Origin of the sequence: Sphingosinicella sp., assembly GCF_052387495.1 — a bacterium.
GTDB lineage: Bacteria > Pseudomonadota > Alphaproteobacteria > Sphingomonadales > Sphingomonadaceae > Allosphingosinicella.
On record NZ_JBQTJC010000194.1, the window covers coordinates 1 to 4,497 of the forward strand.

A 4,497-nucleotide genomic window follows, 5' to 3' on the forward strand; every position below is an offset into this window, starting at 1 on the left:
GCGCCGCCCGCCGCGACGGCGCCGCCGCGGTCGAAAGCGTGGCGGTCAATGGCCGCCGCCTGCGGGGCGAGGCCCGGGCCGCCGGCACGGGCGATCACCTCCTGTGGAGCTTCGCCGGCAGCGACGGACCCGATCTCGTCGCCGAGGCGCGGCGGATGATCACCGGCGAGCCGGGCCGCCGGCTCGGCGAGGCGGGGGTGAGGGTGGTGCTCGCCGTCGTCGAAGGACGGATCCGCGCCGCCAACGCCGCCTTCGCCCAGCGCGCCGCCGGTGACGAGGAGGACACTGTCGAAAGCACCAGCCTGGTCGACTATCTGACGGCCAACGATGCCGGCCAGTTTCATTTCACCGCCGAGGGCAAGGCGGGGATCCCGTTGCGCATCCTGCCCGTCGCCGCCGGGGACGATCCGGAGGCGCCCGCCATCTTCCTCCTGCTCGACGAGATTCCCGGCGCCCGCGTCGGCGAGGACGGCGCCGCCCATATCCATGCCTTGCTCGAAAGCCTCCCGCTCGGCCTCGCGCTGGCCGATACGGACGGGCGATTCGTCTTCCTCAACAAGGCGTTCCGCAAGGCCGCGGCGATCGGCTCGAGCGAGCAGCCCGCCTGGCCCGGCGATCTCGTCGTCGACGAGGACAAGGCGGCGGTCTCCGACGCGGTCCGCCGCTTCGGCCGGGGCCGAAACCTCTCGGGCGACCTCGCCGTCCGCCTCAAGTCCAATCCGGAGGAGCCGGTGGCGATGACCGTCGCCGGCGCGCGCGGCCTCGGCAATGCCGCGGTTCTGCTCTCCCTCAAGGACAATAGCGAGGAGGCGCGGCTCAAGCGCGAGATCGCCCAGGCGACCAAGATGCAGGCGGTCGGGCAATTGGCGGGCGGCGTCGCGCACGATTTCAACAACATCCTGACCGCGATCCTCGGCACCTGCGATTTGATGATGATGCGCCATACGCCGGGCGATTCGGACTATGACGACATCCAGCAGATCCGCTCCAATTCGAATCGCGCCGCCAGCCTTACCCGCCAGCTGCTCGCTTTCTCGCGCCAGCAGACCTTGCGGCCGCAGGTGCTCCAGCTTCCCGACGTCGTCGCCGAGGTCTCGCATTTGCTCACCCGGTTGCTCGGCGAGCGGATCAAGCTGGAGGTCAAGCACGGCCGGGGTCTCGGCCCGGTCCGCGCCGACCCCGGGCAGCTCGAGCAGGTCATCGTCAATCTCGCGGTCAACGCCCGCGATGCGATGCTCGCCAAGGACCCGGAGGGCGGCGGCACCCTGACCCTGCAGACGTTCGCGACCTCGGCCGACGACGTGCGCCGGATGGGCACGGACGTGCTCCCGATCGCCGATTATACGGCGCTCAAGGTCATCGACACCGGAAGCGGCATCCCCTCGCACATCATCGGCAAGATTTTCGAGCCCTTCTTCACCACCAAGGAGGTGGGGAAGGGGACCGGCCTCGGCCTTTCCACCGTCTACGGCATCGTCAAGCAATCGGGCGGGTTCATCTTCGCCGAGAGCCAGGTGAGGAAGGGCACGACCTTCACCATCTATTTGCCCGTCCACCGCGCTCAGCCCGGCGAGGCCAAGGCGAAGCTCAAGCCGAAGGACAAGGCAAGCGAGCTCTGGGGCACGGGCACGATCCTTCTCGTCGAGGACGAGGCGATGGTCCGCGCCGTCGCCGAGCGCGCGCTCACCCGCCACGGCTACACCGTCCTGTCGGCCGAGAATGGCGAGGCCGCGCTCGAAATCCTCGGCCGCGAGGAGCGCGTCGACCTCTTGATCTCCGACGTGGTCATGCCGACGATGGACGGCCCGACCACGGTCAGGGCCGCGCGCAAGATGCAGGCCGGGCTGCCGATCCTGTTCATTTCCGGCTATGCCGAGGAGCAGCTCCGCAAGTCGATCGACATCCCCAACGTCGCCTTCCTCGCCAAGCCTTTTTCGGTCCAGCAGCTCGCCGAGGCGGTGCGCGAGGTGCTCGCCGACCGCGGCGGGACGAAATAGTCTTTTCCTTTCCGCAACAAGCGCTAAGCGGGGCGGCCATGGAGAGTGGGCGTAACATCCTGATCGTCGAGGACGAGCCGCTCATCGCGATGATGCTCGAGGATTTCCTCGAATCGCTCGGCCACGAAGTGGTCGGGACCTGCGATTCGGTCGCCGAGGCGCTGACCCATGTCGCGCGCGGCGGCTTCGACGTCGCGATCGTCGACGTGCAGTTGAAGGATGGCGAGCGCTGCTGGCCGGTCGCCGACCGGCTGGCCGAAGCGGGCAAGCCCTTCATCCTCGCCACCGGCGGCCATGTCGAGCCGCCGCCGCCCGAACATGCCGGCGCGCCGGTCCTCTCCAAGCCCTATACCATCGACGCGATCGAGCCCGCGCTGGCGCAAGCCTGCGGCGGTTGATGGCGGCGTCGAGACGAGACCGCCGCTTGCTCCTCGCTTTGCTGCTCCTGCCGTTGGCCGCCTATCTGGCAATCGCCGGGGCGCTCTGGGCTTTCCAGGAGCGGGTCATCTTCCCCGCTTATCTCGTCCCCGCCGCCGGGCCGTTGCCGCCGGGCGCGGAGCGGCTGACGCTCTCCACCGTGGACGGCGCGACGCTCGAAGGGCTGGCATTGCCAGCGGCGGAAGGCGAGGGGAGCGACCTCATCCTCGCTTTCGTCGGCAATGCCTCGAACGCGCAGGGCGTCGCCGGGGAGCTTGCCGCGATCTTCCCCCGCCACCGCATCGTCGCCTTCCACTATCGCGGCTACGCGCCGAGCACGGGCGCCACCGCCGCCGAACGGCTGATCGAGGACGCGCCGCGCATCCACGATCTCGTCGCCGGGCGCTTCCAGCCGCGCCGGATCGTCGCGGTTGGGATCAGCCTCGGCAGCGGCGTCGCCGCGAGCCTCGCCGCGCGGCGGCCGCTCGCCGGCCTGATCCTGGTGACGCCGTTCGATTCGCTCGGCGCGACGGCGGCCCAGCATTATCCTTGGCTGCCGGTCCGCCGGTTGCTCCGCCACGAGATCGATTCCGCTACGGCGCTCCAGGGGGTGCGGACGCCGGTGGCGATCGTCGCCGCCGGCCGCGATACCACCATCCCGCCGCAGCGCACCGCCGCCTTGCGCGCCGCGATCCCCAATCTCGTGTTCGACGCGACGATTCCCGAAGCCAGGCATAACGACATCCCCCTCCACCCCCGCTTCGTCCCCGCGATGCGCGCGGCGATGGCCCGGATCGAGGCCGCCGACTGAGCCGCTCGTTTCCTGCTTGTTCTGCTGGAACAAATCGGATACACAAGCCATCCGAAGCGTTGACCCGCGCGCCGCGCGGACTAAGGGGAGACAAGCCAATGACGGCCTCACTTCACGTCGTTTCCGACAGGACCTCCATGGACACGGACAAGCAGAAAGCCCTCGATGCGGCGCTGGCGCAGATCGACCGCGCCTTCGGCAAGGGGTCCGCGATGCGGCTCGGCTCGCGCGAGGCGATCGAGATCGAGACGATCTCGACCGGCAGCCTCGGGCTCGACATCGCATTGGGCATCGGCGGCCTGCCGCGCGGCCGGGTCGTCGAGATTTACGGGCCGGAAAGCTCGGGCAAGACCACGCTCGCGCTCCATGCCGTGGCCGAGGCGCAGAAGGCCGGCGGCGTCGCCGCCTTCGTCGACGCCGAGCATGCGCTCGATCCGGTCTATGCCCGCAAGCTGGGCGTCGACGTCGACAATCTCATCGTCTCGCAGCCCGATACGGGCGAGCAGGCGCTGGAGATCACCGACACGCTCGTCCGCTCCAACGCGATCGACATATTGGTGATCGATTCGGTCGCCGCTCTGGTGCCGCGCGCCGAGATCGAGGGCGAGATGGGCGACAGCCATGTCGGCCTCCAGGCGCGGCTGATGAGCCAGTCGCTGCGCAAGCTCACCGGCTCGATCTCCAAGTCCAAATGCCTGGTCATCTTCATCAACCAGCTGCGCATGAAGATCGGCGTGATGTACGGCAATCCGGAGACGACCACGGGGGGCAACGCCCTCAAATTCTACGCCAGCGTCCGCCTCGACATCCGCCGCACCGGCCAGATCAAGGATCGCGACGACATCGTCGGCAATTCGACCCGGGTGAAGGTGGTCAAGAACAAGCTCGCGCCGCCGTTCAAGCAGGTCGAGTTCGACATCATGTACGGCGCGGGCGTGTCCAAGGTGGGCGAGGTGCTCGATCTCGGCGTCAAGGCCGGGCTGGTCGAGAAGTCCGGGGCCTGGTTCAGCTACGATTCGATCCGGATCGGGCAAGGCCGCGAGAACGCCAAGACCTACCTCACCGAGAATCCCGAGGTCGCCGAGCGCATCGAGCGCGCGATCCGCGGCCGCACCGACGAGGTCGGCGAGGCGCTGATGACGGGTCAGTCGGCCGAGGACGACGCCTGATTGGGAAGGCTTCAGGTCCCCGGATTTTCTTACTCTGGGGACCTGAAACTTCTGAAACTTATTCAGGTTCGGGCGAGCCGGCCTGAACGGGATTGGCCCAGAG

At 68.5% G+C, this 4,497-nt stretch carries 4 protein-coding genes; all 4 read left to right on the forward strand.

The features are described 5' to 3' along the window. Nucleotides 1-1,997 (forward strand): response regulator (locus ACT4N8_RS10965; protein WP_444858161.1); only part of this gene is annotated, 1,997 nt, incomplete at its 5' end. A gap of 38 nt (nucleotides 1,998-2,035) precedes the next feature. Then, the gene (locus ACT4N8_RS10970) at nucleotides 2,036-2,395 is read left to right on the forward strand and encodes a response regulator (protein WP_444858162.1); all 360 of its coding nucleotides are present in this window, start codon (nucleotides 2,036-2,038) and stop codon (nucleotides 2,393-2,395) included. Nucleotides 2,396-2,421: 26 nt separating this feature from the next. Continuing rightward, nucleotides 2,422-3,225: an alpha/beta hydrolase gene (locus ACT4N8_RS10975; protein ID WP_444858163.1), complete on the forward strand. Its 804-nt coding sequence runs from the start codon at nucleotides 2,422-2,424 to the stop codon at nucleotides 3,223-3,225. Between the two features lie 137 nt (nucleotides 3,226-3,362). Beyond that, nucleotides 3,363-4,394, forward strand: coding sequence for a recombinase RecA (gene recA, locus ACT4N8_RS10980; RefSeq protein WP_444858164.1), 1,032 nt, complete (start codon nucleotides 3,363-3,365; stop codon nucleotides 4,392-4,394). Nucleotides 4,395-4,497: the final 103 nt, after the last annotated feature.

Excerpts from the sequence above, each read along its gene's own strand:
- ACT4N8_RS10970 (WP_444858162.1), top strand. The coding sequence starts at position 2,036 with ATGGAGAGTGGGCGTAACATCCTGATCGTCGAGGACGAGCCGCTCATC.
- recA (WP_444858164.1), top strand. The coding sequence starts at position 3,363 with ATGGACACGGACAAGCAGAAAGCCCTCGATGCGGCGCTGGCGCAGATC.